At 68.7% G+C, this 19,553-nt stretch carries 15 protein-coding genes; 6 read left to right on the top strand and 9 right to left on the bottom strand.

All coding sequences use genetic code 11. From position 1 onward, the window contains the following. Positions 1–53 precede the first annotated feature (53 nt). The 8 genes from OHB24_RS13845 to pseB form a co-directional block, all read right to left on the bottom strand. Positions 54–1,706, bottom strand: coding sequence for a solute symporter family protein (locus OHB24_RS13845; protein WP_327639406.1), 1,653 nt, complete (start codon positions 1,704–1,706; stop codon positions 54–56). Then, on the bottom strand, positions 1,703–2,047 hold the full coding sequence (locus OHB24_RS13850; protein ID WP_327639407.1) for a DUF485 domain-containing protein: 345 nt from the start codon (positions 2,045–2,047) through the stop codon (positions 1,703–1,705). The genes OHB24_RS13845 and OHB24_RS13850 overlap by 4 nt, the downstream gene beginning before the upstream one ends. Positions 2,048–2,127: 80 nt before the next feature. Next, positions 2,128–2,988: a class I SAM-dependent methyltransferase gene (locus tag OHB24_RS13855; protein WP_327639408.1), complete on the bottom strand. Its 861-nt coding sequence runs from the start codon at positions 2,986–2,988 to the stop codon at positions 2,128–2,130. A gap of 38 nt (positions 2,989–3,026) precedes the next feature. Next, positions 3,027–3,776 carry a glycosyltransferase family protein gene (locus OHB24_RS13860; protein WP_327639409.1) on the bottom strand — a complete coding sequence of 250 codons (750 nt, stop codon included), beginning with the start codon at positions 3,774–3,776 and terminating at the stop codon, positions 3,027–3,029. Continuing rightward, positions 3,764–4,579, bottom strand: a complete 816-nt coding sequence (locus tag OHB24_RS13865; RefSeq protein ID WP_327639410.1) for a hypothetical protein — start codon at positions 4,577–4,579, stop codon at positions 3,764–3,766. Before OHB24_RS13865 ends, OHB24_RS13860 begins: the two co-directional genes overlap by 13 nt. Continuing rightward, complete coding sequence (locus OHB24_RS13870; RefSeq protein ID WP_327639411.1) at positions 4,579–5,958, bottom strand: hypothetical protein; 1,380 nt, start codon at positions 5,956–5,958, stop codon at positions 4,579–4,581. The genes OHB24_RS13865 and OHB24_RS13870 overlap by 1 nt, the downstream gene beginning before the upstream one ends. A 10-nt stretch (positions 5,959–5,968) precedes the next feature. Further along, positions 5,969–7,093 (bottom strand): UDP-4-amino-4,6-dideoxy-N-acetyl-beta-L-altrosamine transaminase, encoded by a 1,125-nt coding sequence (gene pseC / locus OHB24_RS13875; RefSeq protein ID WP_327639412.1) that lies wholly within the window; start codon positions 7,091–7,093, stop codon positions 5,969–5,971. 1 nt (position 7,094) lies between these two features. Then, the gene (gene pseB / locus OHB24_RS13880; protein WP_327639413.1) at positions 7,095–8,078 is read right to left on the bottom strand and encodes a UDP-N-acetylglucosamine 4,6-dehydratase (inverting); all 984 of its coding nucleotides are present in this window, start codon (positions 8,076–8,078) and stop codon (positions 7,095–7,097) included. Positions 8,079–8,212: 134 nt separating this feature from the next. Here pseB and OHB24_RS13885 point away from each other — a divergent pair, with 134 nt between their 5' ends. Next, entirely contained in the window at positions 8,213–9,235 is a 1,023-nt protein-coding gene (locus OHB24_RS13885; protein WP_327639414.1) for a PseG/SpsG family protein, read from the top strand. Here the strand turns inward: OHB24_RS13885 and OHB24_RS13890 are convergent. Then, complete coding sequence (locus OHB24_RS13890; RefSeq protein WP_327639415.1) at positions 9,228–11,456, bottom strand: hypothetical protein; 2,229 nt, start codon at positions 11,454–11,456, stop codon at positions 9,228–9,230. The two genes, OHB24_RS13885 and OHB24_RS13890, sit on opposite strands and share 8 nt — an antisense overlap. 120 nt (positions 11,457–11,576) lie before the next feature. Between OHB24_RS13890 and OHB24_RS13895 the strand changes: the two genes are divergently transcribed. Genes OHB24_RS13895 through OHB24_RS13915 form a run of 5 tightly spaced genes read left to right on the top strand, consistent with a single transcriptional unit; the run spans position 11,577 to position 19,284 of the window. Beyond that, positions 11,577–12,329, top strand: coding sequence for an N-acetyltransferase (locus tag OHB24_RS13895; protein WP_327639416.1), 753 nt, complete (start codon positions 11,577–11,579; stop codon positions 12,327–12,329). 35 nt (positions 12,330–12,364) lie between these two features. Continuing rightward, a complete protein-coding gene (locus OHB24_RS13900) occupies positions 12,365–14,647 on the top strand; it encodes a glycosyltransferase family 2 protein (RefSeq protein WP_327639417.1) in 2,283 nt (760 codons plus the stop codon). Continuing rightward, a complete protein-coding gene (locus OHB24_RS13905) occupies positions 14,647–15,471 on the top strand; it encodes a hypothetical protein (RefSeq protein ID WP_327639418.1) in 825 nt (274 codons plus the stop codon). The genes OHB24_RS13900 and OHB24_RS13905 overlap by 1 nt, the downstream gene beginning before the upstream one ends. Continuing rightward, the gene (locus OHB24_RS13910; RefSeq protein WP_327639419.1) at positions 15,464–17,140 is read left to right on the top strand and encodes a hypothetical protein; all 1,677 of its coding nucleotides are present in this window, start codon (positions 15,464–15,466) and stop codon (positions 17,138–17,140) included. Before OHB24_RS13905 ends, OHB24_RS13910 begins: the two co-directional genes overlap by 8 nt. Further along, positions 17,137–19,284: a glycosyltransferase family 2 protein gene (locus OHB24_RS13915; protein ID WP_327639420.1), complete on the top strand. Its 2,148-nt coding sequence runs from the start codon at positions 17,137–17,139 to the stop codon at positions 19,282–19,284. The genes OHB24_RS13910 and OHB24_RS13915 overlap by 4 nt, the downstream gene beginning before the upstream one ends. The last annotated feature ends 269 nt before the right edge of the window (positions 19,285–19,553 follow it).

Here is a 19,553-nt window from a genome sequence, read left to right on the forward strand (position 1 = left end):
ACAGCGAAGGGCCGGCTCGCAGTGAATGCGAGCCGGCCCTTGGATGTACTGCGTCAGTGCTTGGTAGCACCCTCCGCGCCCGCGCCGGTGAGCGCGCGGACCGAGAGTTCGCTGTACCGGTCCTCGCTCGACTTGTCCCGGCCGAGGTACGTGCCGACTACGCCGAACAGGAAGCCCAGCGGGATCGACACGATGCCCGGGTTCGACAGCGGGAACCAGTGGAAGTCCGAACCGGTGATCATCGACTTGTCGCCGTTGCCGGACACGACCGGCGAGAACACCACCAGTACGACGGCCGAGATCAGGCCGCCGTAGATGCTCCAGACCGCGCCCGAGGTGTTGAACCGCTTCCAGAACAGGTTGAACAGCAGCGCCGGCAGGTTCGCCGAGGCCGCGACCGCGAACGCCAGCGCGACCAGGAACGCGATGTTCAGCTTCTGTGCCGGGATCGCCAGCCCGATCGCCACCGCGCCGATCCCGATCGCCGCGAACCGCGCCACCCGCAGCTCCTGCTTCTCGGTCGGCTTCTGCTTCGAGATGACGTTGGCATACAGGTCGTGCGCGAACGACGACGCCGAAGTCAGCGTCAGCCCGGCCACCACCGCGAGGATGGTGGCGAAGGCGACCGCCGCGATCAGCGCGAGCAGAATCGCCCCACCGGTCGAGTCGGCCCCGCCGCCGACGGCTTCGGCCAGCAATGGCGACGCCACGTTGCCCTTCGACGTCTCGACTGCGGAACCCTTGGCCGTATCCAGCAGTGCCGCGGCGCCGAATCCGAGGGCCAGCGTCATCAGGTAGAACACGCCGATCAGGCCGATCGCCCACTGCACCGACCGCCGCGCGGACCGCGAGTCCGGCACCGTGTAGAAGCGGATCAGGATGTGCGGCAGGCCCGCCGTACCGAGGACCAGCGCGAGGCCGAGCGACAGGAAGTCGATCTGGCCAGTGAGGTCCTTGCCGTAGAGCAGTCCGGGCTGGAGGAACGATTCGCCCTTCCCGGACTTCGAGGCGGCCGAGCCGAGCAGGTCGGAGATGTTGAAGTTGAACTTCAGCAGCACCAGGAACGTGATCACCACCGTGCCCGCCATCAGCAGCACGGCCTTGACGATCTGCACCCAGGTGGTGCCCCTCATGCCTCCGATCGTCACGTAGACGATCATCAGCGCGCCGACGAGCACGATCACGGCGGCCTTCAGGCCCTCGCTCTTCACGCCGAGCAACAGCCCGACCAGCGAACCGGCGCCGACCATCTGGGCCAGCAGGTAGAAGATCGAGACCACGATCGTCGAGGTCGCGGCTGCCGTCCGGACCGGCTTCTGCTTCATCCGGAACGCGAGCTGGTCGGCCATCGTGAAGCGGCCCGAGTTCCGCAGGAGCTCGGCGACCAGCAGCAGTGCGACCAGCCAGGCCACCAGGAAGCCGATCGAGTACAGGAAGCCGTCGTATCCGTAGAGGGCGATCTGGCCGGAGATACCGAGGAACGACGCCGCGGACATGTAGTCGCCGGCCACCGCCAGGCCGTTCTGCGCGCCGCTGAAGGAGCGGCCGCCTGCGTAGTAGTCGGCAGCGGTCTTGTTCTGCCGGGACGCCCACCAGGTGATGTACAGCGTCACGGCAACGACGGCGGTGAACAGCGAGATCGTGAGCGTCCGGTTGCCGGGTTCAGCGGCCAAAGGAAGGCTCAGCGGGACGAGAAGGACGGTCACCGGCGGCGCTCCCTCTTGTACTTGGCGTTCAGGCCGTGGGCCAGCGGATCGAGCTTGCGGTTGGCGAACCGGCCGTAGACAGCCGCGATCACGAACGTCGACACGAACTGCAACAGGCCGAAGATCAGCGCGACGTTGATGTGGCTGCCACCGATCCGGTGGTCCATGAAGTCGCGGGCCCAGTTGTTGCAGGCGACATACGCCAGGTACCACGCCATGAAGGCGATCGTCCACGGTACGACGAAGTTCTTGTACCGCCGCTTCAGCTCTTTGAAGTCGGCCGCGTCGTGCACCGCCTCATAGGCGCGGGCGTCCCGCTCGCGCACCACTTCCTCGTCCATGCGTTCCCCTTCGGTGGACTAGAACAGGTGCACGTTAGCCCCAAGTCGCCTGTTTGTGACCTTCCGCAACCAAAATGTTTCTACAGATGCGGTGCCACCGGGCCGTCGACCGTACGGCGATAGTTCGCGAACTCGCTGGGGTGGGCTCGGAAGCAGTCGGTGAAATACGGCATCCGCAACGCCTCCGGGGGCCGGGCGGTGTGCTCGTAGATCAGGTCGATCTGGTCCAGGACCTGGTCGCGCCGGGTGTCCTTGAGCACGGCGACCCGCGAGTGCGACTGGGCCAACTGCCGCAGGCCTTGGCGGTTCAGGTCGTGCCAGTGCCGGAACCGGGCGCTCTCGAGCAGCGTGAACAGGTTCGACTGGTCGATGATCGGCACCGGGTCGAACCGGTCGGTGCCTCCGACGCCGTCACCCTGCATCACCTGCCAGATCCGGCGGACCCACGGGACCACGGTGTCGGGGTTGTTCCAGAGCAGGCCGAGGACGCCGTTCGGGCGCAGTACCCGGGCGATCTCCGGCAGGGCGCGGGCGTGGTCGAACCAGTGGAAGGCCTGTCCGACGATCACCGCGTCCACCGAGGCGTGAGCGAGCGGGATCGACTCCGCCGCCCCGACCATCGTGTCGATCCCGGGCCGCCGGCGGCAGACCTCGAGCATCTCCTGCGACGGGTCGACGGCGATCACGTCGTGACCGAGTTCGGCGGCGACCGCGGCGAGCTTGCCGGTGCCGGCGCCCAGGTCGAGCACCTGCAGACCGCGGCCGGCGCCCAGGATCCAGATCAGCGCATCGACCGGGAACGTCGGCCGGCCCAGGTCGTACGCCGCCGCGACGGCGCCGAACGACGTGGCCCGCGCGGCGTGCGCGCCGTTGCCTGCGCCGTTCGCCGCGCCGTTTTCCGGGGCAGCGGCGGAGTCCCCGGCCGGATCATTGGTGGTCATCACGGTAAATCATGCCGTAGCGGAGCGCGGGGAGCCTGCTACTCGCCGAGTTTCTTCTGTTCGATGTGCGCGTTCAGCGCGGCCAGCTCCGGGTGCCCGTCCAGAATCGCGACCAGTTCGGCACAGCCGAGCTCCGTCCCGCCGAAGTCTTCGATCAGGGCATCGAGCAACTTCCAGTCGTCCGCCGTGTCCAGCGTGAGCCGGTACTGCGCTCCACCGCCGGACCAGGGCAGGTTCAGCAGCCGTATCTCGCCGGACCGGTTCTGGTGCAGGTACGGCGTGACGTGCTCGCGGTCCGCCTTGAGCGTGGCGTTCGCCTCCGCGTCGTACAACCGGGCCGTGGAGAAGATCTCGAAGTCCATGCCCCGCGGGTAGGTGCGCTCGAGACAGTTCGAGATGTAGAGGTCCAGGTCGTTCTCGGCGCGCCACCGATCGACGCCCGCGGCAACGATCTCCGGATCGATCAGCGGGCAGTCGGAGGTGACCCTGACGATGGCGTCCAGGCCGTTTTCGCGGGCGGCGCCGGCGAACCGGCTGAGTACATCGTCCTCGCTGCCGCGGAAGACCGGGATGCCGTCCTCCTCGCAGACCTGGACGACCAGGTCGTCGTGGACGTTCGTGGTGGTCGCGACGATCACCGGCAGGCCGGTGCGGCTCAGCCGGTCGAGGTGGTGCTCGAGATAGGAGCGCCCGGCAACGGCCAGCAGCACCTTGGCCGGTAGCCGGGTGCTGGTCACGCGAACCTGCGTGATGATGCCGATCTTCAGCTCTGGTGTCACGGGGTCCATCGGAACATCTCCCGGATTTCTGCGGGTCCGGCGACGTGGTCGACGCCCAGTTCGGTATCGGTGAACTCACGGGCGGCCGCCGGCGGGACGTACGGCTGGTCCATCTCCGGCCACAGCCGCTTGATCCGCGCCTGTCCGCCGAACGACGGGTGCTCGTTCTCGAGCACCATGGGATCACCGTAGACCCCAGCGCCCAGTCCGAGCGAGGCGCCGTACAGAACGGCGGAGCTGAGCCGGTTGGACGCGACCCGTTCGTGCTTGCGGAGTTCGCGCAGTTGCTTGACCAGGAACTTGGCGTCGGTCTTGCGCCAGTGCAGGCCGCGGTAGCCGTGCGTGATGACCCGGAATCCGGCGTCCTTGTAGACGTTCCGGATCGCGGGCTTGTCGAACTCGTTCCAGTACAGGCAGACGGTCACCGGTCCGGTCTCGTGCTCGTTGATCGAGGCAACGATCCGGCCGTGGTCGCCGAGCACGTGCTGGCCTTCCCAACCGTGGAACGGGTAGAAGATGGTGCCCTTGGCCCGTTTCGACGGCGTGGCCAACTCGGGATGGGTCTTCAGCAGGTACAGCCAGACCGAGCCGATCACCGAGTAGTTGCGCAGCCCGAGTGCGTGGCCGCGGCGGCGGACGCTGTCCGACCAGACGAACTTCGGCATCCCGGGCGCGAAGTTCGTGCCGTGCGCGAAGCCGTCGAGGATGTTCCAGCCGTGCTGCAGGTAGCCCCAGATCCGCGGCGGTTTCGGGAGTCCGGCGTACGTCGCCATGATGTTGGCGTGCCCGTAGAAGTGGTTGGCGTGGTGCATCAGCGGCGTACCTTCCGCAGCACCCGCTTGAGGCGGCGGCGGATCACCCGGGCCGGGTTCAGCACCGCGTGGCCGACGCGATAGGGGAGCGAGCGGCGGATGCCACTGACCGTGCCCTCGAAGAGGATCGCGCGGGCGCTCGCGTGGGCGAGCTCGTCGGCGAGCCGGGCGACGGTGGTCAACTGCTCGGCGCTGCCGCGCGGGCGGACCACCTCGTCCGGGGTGAACTCCTGCTCCGGCACGGTGATCCCGGCCATCGCCGCGAGCCGCGCGGTCAGCGCGTGCGGGTCGGCCGCCGCGGGCCATGGTTGCCGCGAGCCACTTTCCAGCGCCCGCCTGGCGAAGCGGGCCAGGTGCTCCACGACATCCAGCTCCTGCGCCTCCCCGAACAGCCGGTACGACGTCCCGTCCAGGATCACGTTGTCCGGGGAACCCGCACCGCCCGCGCCCAACCAAGCCACATACGCCGGAATCACCCGCCGAAGCTCCGCTTGATCATCACTCCGCAACGCTGCGAGAAGGTGCTCCTCCAGTAGTACGCCGTCTCCGTCCGGTACGACGCCTGCCGGCAACACCGCCGGCGCTTCCACGCCGATCACGAAGTACCAGGCAGGCGCCAACTCGAAGGCAACGCCCGCCGCAGCCGCATCCAGCACCAGGCGGTACGGGTCGGTCAACACCGGACCCTCGTTGCGCGAGGCAACAGCTCGTGCCGCGACGACGGCCGCGAACCCCTCGACCGAGGTGACCGCGACATCCGCCTGCACCAGCGACGGGAAGACAGCAGAGGTCTGCAGGTCGGAGGTGCCGAGTGCAGAGAGGAGAGGCTTGAGGCCTGCCGGAGCGCGGTCCGCGATGTCCCGGGCCCAGTCCTCGTCGCGCGGGAGTGCTGCGGTGATGTCCGGCTGAATCAGTCGCTCGAATCCGAAGGAGTTCGTGGCGCCGAGGAGCAGCCGCCCGCCCGGCCGGAGCCGTGCCCGTAGCCGATCCAGCGCCTGTGCCCACGGGAAATTCGCCGTGTCGGGTCCGCCCAATCGCTCCAACCCGTCCAGCGCGACGATGACGTCGTACGTCTCGTTCACTACCCAACGATCGAGCGAGCCGCAGAAGACCTGTCCTTTGGCGTCGTCCAGCAACTCGGCGAGTTCCTCGGCGTCGGGCGCCGAGCGAAGCAAGAGGTCGACCGACGTGGCCTGCGCGACGGCAGCCGTGATCAGATCGGCGGCGTGCGGGCCGGCGATCAGAACGCTGTCGTCAGGCTGAAGGGTGGCGGCCAGGAGCGCTGTGGCTGCGGATCCGGCAACCGCGGGACGGGCGTCGCCCGGGTGCAGATCCGACCAGTTGAGCATCTCGCCGCCGATCAGATTCGACCGGGTCACATCGATCACGTTAACCAACCAGGGTCAAAAGGGTCTCGATCACCCGGTCGACCTCACTGTCGGTGAGGTCCGGGAAGAGGGGGAGGGAGAGTTCTTCGGCGTAGAAACGCTCCGCATTCGGGCACAGGCCGCGGGTGTAGCCCTGGTGGGCGAAGACCGGGTGCCAGTACACCGGGATGTAGTTCACCTGTACGCCGATCCCCGCGGCGCGCATCGCCTCGAAGATCTCGCGTCGTCGGCCGTCGAGGACGCGAATCGGGTACAGGTGCCACATCGGGTCGACGCCGGCGCGCTGCACCGGCGTACGGAGTCCGTCGGCGTCGGCGAACGCCGCGTTGTAGCGGGCGGTGATCTCGGCCCGGCGGCGCTTGAACTCCGCGAGGCGGCGCAGCTGGGACAGCCCGAGAGCGGCGCCCAGGTCGGTCAGGCGGTAGTTCACGCCGTACTCGTGGACCTCCTGGTGCCACGGTCCTTCGTCGGTGAGCTCGAAGCGTGATGGGTCGCGGACCAGACCGATGAAGTGGAACTCGTGGGCCCGTTGCGCGATCGCGGGGTCCTTGCAGACGACCGCGCCGCCCTCGCCGGTGGTCAGGTTCTTGGTCGGGAAGAAGGACATCGTGGTGACGTCGGCCAGGTCGCCTACCGGGCGGCCGTCCGCTGAGCCGCCGACCGAGTGCGCCGCGTCGGCCAATGTCCGTGCGCCGACCCGATTCGCCAACGCTTGCAGTGCGGGGTAGTCGGCGGATTGGCCGGCGTAGTCGACTGCGCTGATGACCCTGGACTGATCCGACAAAGAAGCTTCAACGGCTGCCGGGTCGATCAGGCCGGTGTCGTAGTCCACGTCCGCGAACACCACGCGAGCACCTAACATGGCGGCGCAGGAGGCGGTCGCTACGAAGGTCATGGGGGTGGTGACGACCTCGTCGCCGGGGCCGACGCCGAGCGCGGCGTACGCGATGTGCAGTGCCGCGGTGCCCGACGTGCAGCTCACTGCCCGGTGTCCGCCGGAGAGCTCGGAGATCGCGTTCTCGAAGGCGGTGACCGCGGGTCCGGTGGTCAGCCAGTCGCCCCGCAGTACGTCGGTGACCGCCGCGATGTCCTCATCCGAGATCGACTGGCGCCCGTACGGAAGCACGTCAGGTGTCGCTCTCGAGGATCTTGCGGATCTCCTCGATCGAGTACCACTGGTCGTTGGTGTCCGACGCGTAGTGGAATCCGTCGGACACCGCCGTACCGCCGGTCGGCGGCTGGTAGCCCCAGGTGGCGAGATCGGGCTGCAGCACGAACCGGTCGCCGAGGGACAGCGCGCGGCGGCCTTCCTCCGGGCTGATCATCTCCTCGTGCAGCTTCTCGCCGGGGCGCAGACCGACGTCGTGCATGGTCGCGCCGGGCGCGATCGCCTCGGCCAGATCGGTCACCTTCATCGACGGGATCCGCGGCACGTACAGCTCGCCGCCGGTCATCAGGTCGAACGAGTCGACCACGAACTCGACCGCCTGCGGCAGCGTGATCAGGAACCGGGTGCAGCGCAGGTCGGTGATCGGCAGCGACTGGCCGGCCGCGTGCAGCGCGCGGAACTTCGGGATGATCGAGCCCCGGCTGCCCATCACGTTGCCGTACCGGACGACGCTGAAGCGGGTGTCGTACGCCGCCGCGTAGTGGTTCCCGTTGATGAACAGCTTGTCCGCGGTCAGCTTGGTCGCGCCGTACAGGTTGATCGGGCTGGACGCCTTGTCGGTGGACAGCGCCACGACCCGCTTCACGCCGGAGTCGATGGACGCCTCGATGACGTTCTGCGAGCCGATCACGTTGGTCTGGACGAACTCCCACGGGTTGTACTCACCGCTGTCCACCTGCTTCAGAGCGGCGGCGTGGACGACGTAGTCGACGCGGTGCATCGCCCGCAGCAACCGGGCACGGTCGCGGACGTCGCCGAGGAAGAACCGCAGCCGCGGATCGTCGCCGAACGACTGGCGGACCTCCCACTGCTTCAGTTCGTCGCGGCTAAAGACGATGATCCGTCGCGGGTTCAGGTGGTTCAGCGCGTGCCGTACGAACGTCCGGCCGAACGACCCGGTACCGCCGGTGACCAGGATGTCGGAGCCGGTAAGGATTGACACGCGAGCGGGACCCTTCTGACGGACAGTTCCGAGCTGCACACACGCAGTGCGGACTTCGAAACAATAGCTGCCCAGTGAACGCCCACCTCAATCCACCGTCTCAGCGCAACGTGATCAAACGTACGCTGGGGCCCGTGAAACGGGTCGGTGTGCGATGCGACGTGGGGCCGTCCCGGGGCGTCGGGCATGTGATGCGCTGCTTGGCGCTGGCCGAGGAGGTACGTCGCCGCGACGTCGAGCTGGTCTTCGTCTGCGACGCGCACACCGTGCCGTGGGCCGCGGAGCAGATCGCGGCCCGCGGGATCGCCGTACAGCCCGCCGTCTGGAGCCCGGCCGAGCACGTCGAGCTCGTCGACCGGCTGGGGCTCCATGCGCTGGTGTTCGACTCTTACGACCTGGACGCGTCCGTCTACTCAGCCGTGCGGGCGGCTGGCCTGCCCACGCTGGCGATCGTCGACGGTGACTTCCGCGGCGCCGAGGCGGACGTGCTGGTGGACCAGAACCTCGCGGCCGAGCTCGACCACCCGCGGCTGCCGCGGGACTCGATCCGGCTCGCCGGTCTGCCGTACGTGATGATCCGCGACGAGATCCTCGACCACCGTCCCGCCGCGCCGCCCGTCGACCCGCAAAGCGCCGTACCGACGGTCTTCGCGTTCTTCGGCGGCACGGATGCCTTCGGCGCCGGTCCGTACGTCGCCCGCGCGCTGGCGGCGACCGGTCTGCCGTTCGAGGCCACCGTGGTCGCGCCCGGGCCGGACCTCGCCGCGAAGATCGCCGCCGTCGAACTGCAACCGCACCAGCACCTCGACGTCATCGGACCGACGGATCAGCTCGCGGCCCGCGTGCGCGACGCCGATCTGACCATCAGTGCATCCGGTACGTCGACCTGGGAGCTGCTGTGCCTCGGGGCGACCGCGGGACTCGTGTGCGTGGTCGACAACCAGGAGATGGGCTATGAGCGCGCTATCGACACCGGCGCGGCGGCCGGGCTCGGTCTGCTGAGCGCACTGCAGGCGGACCCGGCGTCGGCGGTCCCGATCCTCAAGCGATTGCTCACCGACTCGGCCGAGCGTGGGCGGCTGGCGAGCGCCGGGTGGGAACTCGTCGACGGCCGCGGGCGTGAGCGAGTCGCCGACGCCCTGCTGCAGCTCATCTGAGTTCGTAGATCGTCGCGTCGAGCGTGGCGTGCCGCAGGCGGACGTAGTTGCGGAGCGCCGGTGACACGTACCCGGCCCGATTGTCGGCGTACAGCCAGCGCACTCCGGCCTGCCGCAGGCGCTCGATCGTCGCCGGTGTTGGCGCCTTGAACGCGATGTCGTTGGCGGCGAGTTCCTCGCTGTTCCAGTACGGGATGAGGCTCGGGTTGCTGTTGGTGGTGAGGGCGATCCGGTTCGCCTGGTTCGAGTACGACCAGCCCTCGATCAGGACCGGACGCTCGGACAGTGCGGCGAGCCAGAAGTGCCGGCTGTCGCAGAGGCCGTCGCGTTCGATGATGCAGTGTGCGTTCGTCGCGATCAGGTCGCCCGGCGCGCTGTTCCGCCGGAGCCACTGTGCCGCGCCGGCCTCGGCCGCCGTCGCGCCGCCGCGGAACGGGCGGGCGAAGACCAGGTTCGACGCCTTGTCCGACACGAAGCCCTGCAACGGCACCAGGGTCGCGCCGATCATGCACGCCGCCACCGCGCCGCCGAGTAAGGCGACGAAGAAGTTGCCTGGTCGCCGCGCCAGCTTCCAGACGACGGCCACCAGCAGCGCGACAGCCGCCACACCCGCGGCTGTCCAGACCCACGGCCCCTTGACGCCGCGGAGGTCGGCAGACTGCGAACGCGCAACGGCGAGTGCCGCCAGCCCGAGCAGCCCGGCCGCGCCGACGAGCACCACCGCCCGCCGGTCTCCGAGCCGCCCGACCAGATTGGCCAGCCCGACAGCCGCGAGTACGGCGATCACCGGGAAGGCCGTCCGCAGGAAGTACAGCTGACTGACTCCCGACTGGGTCGTCAGCAACGTCCCCAGCAAACCCGCGACAGCGACCCCGGCGAGGAACACCGCACCGGAGTCCCGCCACCTCCGGCCGAGGAAGAACAACCCCGACGCGGCCAGCGCCCAGCTGAGCAGAGTCGTTGCCCCCGACAACAGTTGTGCATGCGGGTTCGACGCCAGCATCGGGTACGGCGCCAATTGGACGAACGTCTCGAACGGCTTGATCTCCGTTCCCCACGTACTCCCGCCGAAGATCGCGATCAACGCGGCCACGAACACCGTCAGCGACACCAACCCGCCGAGGAACGCGGGGTGCGTACTCCGCCGCGCCAGCCCCAACTGCAGGAACGCGAACGCGAACCCGACACCCACCAACGGCAGGATCGTCGACTTGGCCCCGGCCGCGATCAGCGCGAGCAGGACCAGCAACACCCAGCGCCCCCGCGGCCTGCCATCGGCCCGGAGCAGGTCCACCGCCACGACGCAAAGCGCCAGCGCGATCAGGACCCCGAGGTTCTGCGTCGGACTCAGGTACGCCGCGACCGCGGTCGAGATCCCGCCTAACCCGACGCCGGCCAGTGGCTGCACAGCCCCACCAAGACCAGCGACGAAGACTGCCAGCGGCCCGGCCCACGTGGCACCGGACTCGGCGGTCGGGACCAGCCGGCTGGTGAGTGCGAACACCAGCCCGCACCCGGCGAGGAACAGCGGCAACCAGCTCAGCGAATGGATCAGATCGGTCAGGTCGATCCGCGTCCCCCACTGCGTCGCGGCCGTCGCCTGGTGGAAGAACGTGTGGTACTTCATCGGCTCGCCACCGAGCCACAACGTCGAGATCGGTACGTCGTACTTCGCGCTGGCGGCGAGCGCCTGCTGAAAGGCGAGGTCGGGATACGCGCGCAACGGGTCGGTGTAAGCCGGCAGGAACTGGCCCGGCCCGCGCCGGTACACGATCAGCAGCACGACCGCTGTCGACGCCGCGAGCAGCCAGGCCTGCAGCGGACGCAACGGCCGCTCGACCCGCCGCCAGACCCGAGCCCGCGCGTCGCCGTCCACGAAGGTGATCACCAAGACGACGGGCGCCCACACCCATGACCAGGCCTGCAGCCCGATCGACGCGCTGGCCAGGTAGACCAGAACCTGCCCCGCCGTGCCGACCGCGAACCCGGCCGCGAGGTCCTCCACGAGATTGCGCCGGTACCCGCCGATCAGGCGCCAGAGCGCGAACCCGGGCAGCGCCACCGCGACGCCCGTGAAGAGCACGAACCGGACGACCTCGAAGACCGTCGCCTGCAGCGCGAGCAGCACGATCGCCAGCACCACGACCGCGAGCCCGGCGACCAGACCGGAAAGGGAAGGCCCCGCAGTCCGCGGCCCCCGCCGCCTCGCTTTCGCGCGCATGTCGTAACACTAATGTGAAATCAGTCGCGCCACGAATGCAACGTGTCACTCCTTGTGAGGTCCCGGAGAGTAGGGCTCGCCACACGTCCGGTCACTCTGATGCTTTAAGCTCTGCGCCCTATGAGTTGGTACGACGCCCTCGAAGCCGGTGAGTTGGCAGTCCGGCCGTCCGTCGACGCAGCGAAGCGGTTCGGGGTCTCCATCGACCGGATGTCGGTGTCCGCCTCCGCCGGTACGCCCCTCGCAGAGGTGCTGGCCGCCGTCGAGAAGTCGACCGCAGAGGTGATCGTGCTGCGCTACCCGGCGCGCGAGACCACCTGGTTCGCCGCGCTGGCCGACGGTCCGCGTCAGGCATTGCTGGCCGATGCCGTCACCGGCTGGGCGCTGCCGGTCGGCAAGGGCCGGCGCCCCGCGCCGCTGGCGGGCTTCACCGCGCAGTTCGAGCCCGAGGTCGACGACGAGATGGTGGACGACCTGGTCGCGGACGTCTTCGGCGACTCCGGCAACCACTACTGCTCCAACCCGATGTTCGACCGGGCACTCGCGCTGGCCGGCCGCCAGGAGTGGGCCCGGCGACGGATCGGCGCGGCGGGCGCCGTCGTACTGCGGGGTCCGGACCGGCGGGTGCTCGCGCTGGCGGCCGTCGACGAGCAGCGGTCGTGGACCGAGATCCAGCTGGCCGGCGTCGTACCGGCCGAGCAGGGTCGCGGCCGGTACGGTCACCTGCTGGCCGCGATCGAGGACGTCTGTACGACGCGACGCCTGGTCGTCACCGCCCAAGCCCATCAGACCGGTATCCAGCGGGTCTGGTCCCGTTACGGGTTCGAGCCTGTGCATAACCTCCTGACCCTCCACCTCGTTGCCGCTACGTAGATATTCGTAGCGACCGCGGAGGAGGGCTCACCGGAGTGACGCCGCGGTTGAGCGTGGTGGTGCCCTTCTACGGCGTCGGCGAGTACCTCGGCGACTGCCTGGAATCGATCGCCCGGCAGGCCTGGACCGACTTCGAGGCGATCCTCGTCGACGACGGTTCGCCCGATGACAGCGCTGTCGTCGCGAAGGAGTTCTGTGCCCGGGACTCGCGGTTCCGGTTGATCCAGCAGGACAACGCCGGGCCTGGTCCGGCCCGGGACGCGGGGATCAGTGAGGCGACCGGCGAGTACCTGGCGTTCGTCGACGGCGACGACCTGGTGTCGACCTACGGGTTCGCCGCCCTGGTCCGGACGCTGGACCGCACCGGCTCGGACATCGCCGGCGGTAACGCGCGGCGGTTCAACAACAGCTTCGGCGTACGTCCGTCGTGGCTGCACAAGCAGCCGTTCGCGCGGGTCCGGCATGCCACGCACGTCACCGAGTTCCCCGATCTGGTCCTGGACCGGATGCTCTGGAACAAGGTCTACCGCCGCTCGTTCTGGACCGAGTACGGGTACACGTTCCCCCCGATCCGGTACGAGGACTACCCGGTCGCGCTCAAGGCGCACCTGGACGCGGTGACCGTGGACACGATCACGCAGGCCGTCTACTACTGGCGCGAGCGTGAGTCCGGCGAGTCGATCACGCAGCAGAAGTTCCAGCTCGGCAACATCCGGGATCGCGTGACCTCCGCCGGGATGGTCGTCGACCTCGTAGAGGACGCCGTACCGGTGGTCCGTCGGCGGGTGCACGCGCATCTCGCGCAGATCGACGTACTGACCCTGGTGTCCGCGTTCGGCACCGTCCCGACCGACGACGAGCAGGCTCTGCTGGACCTGTCCCGCGAGCTGCTCGACCGGCTCGACCCGGACGTCCTGGCCGCCACTCACCGGTACGACCGGATCCAGCACGCCGCACTCCGGTCCGGCGACGTGGAGCTGCTTCGGCGGCTCGCCGTCTTCCGGAACTCGGGCGGCCTCCGCGGCGGAGCGCGCGCCGTACCGCGGCCGCGTCGGTCTCGGCAGCTCGACTACAACTACCCGGGGCTGGGCGAGTCCGCCGTACCTCAGGCGCTCTACAAGCTCCGCGACCAGGACCTGACCCTCGCGACGAGCGTGCGCGAGGTGGGTTGGGTTGACGGCAAACTGTCGGTCAAGGGAACCGCGGAGATCCGCCACCTGGAGACGTTGCGTACGTCGACGCTCGAGGTCGCACTGGCCGTCGGCAAGACGACGTACCCGTTGGAAGTACGTCGGTACGACGCGTTGGACCTGCACGGAGACAAGACGCTCGTCGGGTTCGAGGTGCTGCTGGACCAGGAGCTACTCGGTGAGTGCACGGGCGCGCCGGCGCATTTCGAGGTGCGGATGCGGTCGGGCCGGCGGGAGCGGAAGGGCATGCTCGGCGGTCAGGGCCCCGGGAGTCCCGGCTGGCCGCCCGGTGCGTGGATCGACGAGCTGAACTGGATCCAGCCCGGGCCGGGGAAGTACGGATGGTTCTCGCTGCGACGGCTGACGGACCCGTGCCGGTTGACCGCGGTCGAGCAGACGGCCGACGAGCTCGTGCTGCACGGGCGGGCGTCGTTCGACGAGCCGGAGCTGTACCTGAGCCGGCCGGTCGTCGGCGGCGAGGAAGAGGTTCCGTTGGAGATCGACGGGCGTGACTTCACCGCCCGGGTGCCGATCCAGGACATCCTCGCGGCCGCGAACCACGACGACCCCTTCGGCCAGCGGACGACTCGGGTGTTCCGGATGCGCGGGCCCGAGCGCCAGCAGCGTGTCCTGTTGTGGACCGCGGGCGACTCGGCGGTCTCGCGGGTCGTGGACGACCGGGTGGTCACGCTGACCCGTTCAACCGGTGGGTACGTGAACCTGCACGAGTCGCCGATCCGGACGACCGCTGTGGCGGCGGTTGTCGATGGCAACCAGTTGACGGTGAGTGGCTCGGAGGGTCGCGACGTCACGTTCAGCTGGCGGCGGTACAAGGCCAACTCCGACGAGCATCTCGACGTCACATGCCGTCGTACGCTCACCGCCGAAGGCTGGTCCGCGGCGGTCGACGTGGACGCTTTGATCCCGGTGACCGCTGTGCAGGTCTCGGTCGATCCGCTGGCCGCGTTGGCCGACTGGATCCTGTTCGCCACCCCTCCTGACGGTGCGGCCCACGCCGTACAGTGCGAGCCGTTCCTGTGCAGCCGGTTGCCATTGGCAATTACTCACGGGTCGCACGCGCTCGCTGTTCGACCCCATGCCGGCACTCTGCACGTCGAGGTGCGCTGATGCATCACCACAATCACTACTACGGTCAGACGCACATCCTGTCGCGGTACGCCGGGTTCGACTTCGACCACCCGCCGCGGCTGCGGGGATACCTACAGCACGGCTGGAACATCGGCTGCGGCTGGAACCCGGTGCACGAGTTCTACGACGGCGCCTGGCGGTTCACCTGGAGCGATGCGCCGAAGCGCCGGGGTCACTCGCTCGGCCGGCGGAACTACCACAGCATCGGTGCGCCGTTCCTGTACCTGATGGAGCTCGAGCCCGAAAAAGAAGAACCGGTCGAGCGCGAGGGCACGCTGTGGTTCCTCTTCCACGGGTGGGAGGGCGGCAAGATCCACGGCGACCACCAGCGGCTGATCGACGAGATCCGCGAGACCGAGCCCGGCCCGGTCACGTTCTCCCTGTACTACACGGAATACGACCGGCCCGAGGTGCGCGGGTTCTACGAGGACGCGGGCTTCCGGGTGGTGTCGTTCGGACGGCGCGGGTTCTCGTACGAGGGGACCGATCGGCGGTTCCTGTTCAAGCAGCTGGCCGAGCTGCGCAAGCACAAGCGGGTCGCGGCCAACCGGCTGTCGACCGCGATCTTCTACGGCGTCGCGGCCGGCTGCGAGCCGGCGGTGTACGGCGACCCGATGGAGATGGACGGCGAGAACCCGTTGTTCGGCGGCCAGAGCCGGATCGAGCGACTCTGGCCGGAAATGCTCGGAAAGACCGTCGATCTCGAGGCGGCCCGGGCGACCACCGACCTGGAACTCGGCAATCCCTGGATGATGCCGCCCGCGGAACTGCGGTCGCTGTTCGATTGGAGAGAGCGTGTCTGAGCTGGCTTCTGGGGTTCAGGTCGTCCGCGGCGAGATGCAGCCGTGGACCGATCACACGACGCCGCGGCCGGCGCTCGCCGCGCTGCTGACCGACGTCGTACCCGCCAACCGGCGGACGCTGATCCTCGGGCCGCATGCGCCGCAGCTGATCGAGTCGGTGCTCGCGCACTCCGCGGACGTGACGATCCTGGTCCGCTCGGTCGCGGACGCGCAGCAGTTGGGCGAGGACTTCGGGCCGTGCCTGCAGGTGATCGCCGGTGCGCTGGACGGTCTGCAGACCGAGCCGTACGACGTGATCATCGCGTCCGACGGGCTTGATCGTGTGCTCGGGTACGACAGCACCGACCTGTCGTGGACCGCGCGTCTGGCCGCGCTCGCCGCGTTGGCTGCGCCGGACGCGGTCGTCGTACTGGGGCTGGAAAACGAGTTCTCGCTGCTGAACCTGCTGGACAGCCGCCCCGCCGACGAACGCCACGGCGACGACGAGTGGCGCCCGCTCCACGACGACCCGACCCGTCCGGTGTCGGTCGACCAGCTCAAGTCCGCGCTCCCGTGGGCCTCCGAGGTGTACGCCGACTTCGGCTCCCGCACCTTCGTCCGGGCCGACGTCGCCGCAACCGCCCGCCCCGGCGAACTCCCCACCCGCCTGGCCGCGACCGCGCTCGAGTCCGCCGACGCACCCCTCCTCTCACCCGCCGCCGAGGGCACAGACACCGCAGCCCGAGCCGGCCTACTAGCAGCAATCCCCACCGGCTGGCTGGCAATCGTAGGAGCACAGCCCTCGCACGACCTCTACACCCAGACCGCCGACACAGTCCTCACAGCCACCCAAACCCTCACCGGCTGGGACACAACCATCACCGGCGACCCCAGCCCCACCCCCACTCTCACGTTCGACCCCTCAGTTGTCCCCAGCACCATCCCCTCGGGTGTGTCGGTTGAGAGTGTGCTGTTCCGCCTGGCCTCCGCCGAGGATGTGCCCGCCTTCCGCAAGCTGGCCGCCGACCTGGGCGAGTGGGTGACAACCTCTCGTGTAATCGTCCGCTGGGACGACGTGATCTACGACGGAGACTCCTTCGCGTACGGCGTCTCGGGCTGGGTGGCCGAGGAGTCTGTAGAGAAAGAGGACCTACTCGCCGCCGCCTGGGCGCGATTCCACGACCGCCTGCTCGGACAGCACCGGCGCCACCCGTGGCCGCCGTGGATGCTCGGCGACGACCTCGTCTCCACCTGGCTCGGAATGTCCGGCGTCGAGCCCCCCGAGCAGACCCAGGCCTTGAGCCCCGACACCCTCCCGGCCACCACCGAGCAAGTTGCCCGAGGCAAAGAACTCGCTACCGCACTGGACGTCGTACTGGAGACGAGCACCAGCAACGTCGACGTACGCACGGCTCTCGCAGAAGCTGAAGAGGCCAAGCAGGAGCTGTTCGAGCTGAAGGGCCACGTCTACGGCCTCGAACGCACCCTCGGCTTCCGCAACAAGGCGATGAAGACCCGCGAGAACCGCATCCGCGAGCTCCGCGGCCAACTCCAGCGACTGACCACGGCCCACGAGCGGATCCGCGGATCCCGCACGTACGCCGTCTCACGTGTGATCTTCCACGCCGCCCAGGTCCGCAAGCCGAAGGTCGTCGCCCGCAAGCTCGCCCGCCGGATCAGGAAGCGATGACGAAGCCGCGCCTGAGCGTGGTCGTGCCGTTCTACAACGTGGGGGCCTACATCGGGGACTGCCTGGACTCGATCGCGCGGCAGACCTTCGGCGACTTCGAGGCGATCCTGGTCGACGACGGTTCGCCGGACGACAGTGCCGTGATCGCGAAGGAGTTCTGCCTCCGCGACTCGCGGTTCCGGATCGTGGAGCAGCAGAACGCCGGCCTCGGACCGGCGCGCAACACCGGCGTCGAGCACGCGACGGGGGAGTACGTCACGTTCGTCGACAGCGACGACCTGGTGACCCGGCACGGGTTCGGGATGCTGGTCCGGTCGCTCGACCAGACCGGTTCGGATTTCGCCGGCGGCAACGCGCGACGGTTCAACAACAGTTACGGCGTACGGCCGTCGTGGTTGCATGGACAGGCGTTCACGGAAAATCGGCGTGCCACGCACATCTCCGAGACGCCGCAGCTCGTGCTGGACCGGATGGTGTGGAACAAGGTGTACCGGCGGTCGTTCTGGGACGAGTACGCGTACCGGTTCCCGGCGATCCGGTACGAGGACTATCCCGTCACGCTGAAGGCGCACCTCGACGCGGTCACCGTCGACACCCTCGCGGCGCCGGTGTACTTCTGGCGCGAGCGCGAGTCGGGCGACTCGATCACCCAGCAGAAGTTCCAGCTCGCGAACATCCGCGACCGGGTCGTGTCGGCCGGTCTGGTGCTGGATGAGATCGAGGACGCGCTGCCGACGATCCGGCACCGGGTGCATGCGCACTTCCGGCAGATCGACCTGCACGCGATCCTCTCGGCCTTCGGCACGGTCCCGCCGGAGGAGGAGCAGCACCTGGTCGAGCTCTCCACCGAGCTCCTCGACCGTCTGGACGAGGCCGTGCTGGCGAACTCGCCTCGCCTCGCCCAGCTCCAGTTCGCGGCCCTGCGCGCGGGTGATCTCGAACTGCTGCACAAGGTCGCGCTCGACCCCGACGCGGTCCTGGAGAACCTCGAGCTCACCAAGACCGACCTGACGATGGCGACCAGCGTGCGCGAGGTGACCTGGATCGACGGCGACCTGTCGATCCGCGGCACCGCCGAGATCCGGCACCTGCAGTCGAAGCCGTCGAACCTCCGCATCGACCTGGTGATCGCGGGCAAGAACTACCGGCTTCCGGTACGGCGCTCTCCGGCGACCGACCTCCGCGGCGAGGAAAGCCTGGTGGGGTTCGAGGTTCGGGTCAGCAAGGAACTGCTCGCCAAGTGCACGGCAGGCCCGTCGCACTTCGACGTACGGCTGCGAGTCGGTGGGATCCGGCGGCGGGACCTGTTGCGCGGTCAGAAGGCCGGTAGCCCGGGGTGGCCGCCGGGGTCGTGGATCGACGGGACGAACTGGATCCAGCCCGGTCCGGGCAAGGACGGAGCATTCGCCGTACGACGGTTGTCGGACCCGTGCCGGTTGACGTCGGTCGAGCAGACCCCCGATGCGCTGGTGCTGCACGGGCGGTCGACGTTCGACGAGCCGGCGTTGTTCGTGAGCCGTCCGCTGTCGGGTGGTGAGGAACAGTTGCCGCTCGAGGTGCACGGCCGGGACTTCACCGCCTGGTTGCCGATCGGGCCGATCCTCGCGGAGATCAATCCGGACGATCCGTTCAGCCAGCGGACGACGCGTGCGTTCCGGGTCCGTGGGCCGGAGGGTCAGGAGCAGGTGCTGCTGTGGACGGCAGGCGATCGACTGGTCTCACACGCCGAGAGCGGGCGTGTGGTGATGCTGACCCGGTCGACCGGCGGGTACGTGAACCTGCACGAATCGCCGATCCGGATGACCGCCACCGCCGCGGTTGCTGCGGGCAACATGTTGGTGGTGCGCGGTCCGGACTGGGGCGACGTCGACTTCAGCTGGCGACGGTACCTGCCGGATTCCGACGACCACGTGGACGTCGCGTGCCGACGTACCGTCTCGGACGACGGCTGGGCCGCGGTAGTGGACATGGCGGACTTAGAAGCGGCGGAGTGGATCCTGTTCGCAACCGCCCCGGACGGCACATCCCACGCGGTCCAATGCGAACCCTTCCTCTCCAGCCGCCTCCCCCTGACCGTGAAACGATCCCGCCGCACCCTCACCATCCGCCCCCTAGCCGGCACCCTCCACCTCGAAGCCACCTAGCCGACCTGCAGCTCGACAGTACGTATACGCCCACTGGGACCAAACATCCGGTCGGCTGAGCGTGGACACCACCCGCCCGGCGCCACACCTCCTGTCGAGCTGCACATCTCCACCACCCCTCGTCCCACTCCGCCGCAGGCCGGTCGCATTTGCTGGGTGGACCAGGCAAATTCGTGGGTGAGCTAGGCAAATTGGGGGTTTGGTACCGGTTATCAGGGTGTGGAACCCCGCATTTCGCTGGCTTACCCAGCAAATGGGGGCGCGCTCGA

Source organism: Kribbella sp. NBC_00482, assembly GCF_036013725.1.
Taxonomy (GTDB): Bacteria; Actinomycetota; Actinomycetes; order Propionibacteriales; family Kribbellaceae; genus Kribbella.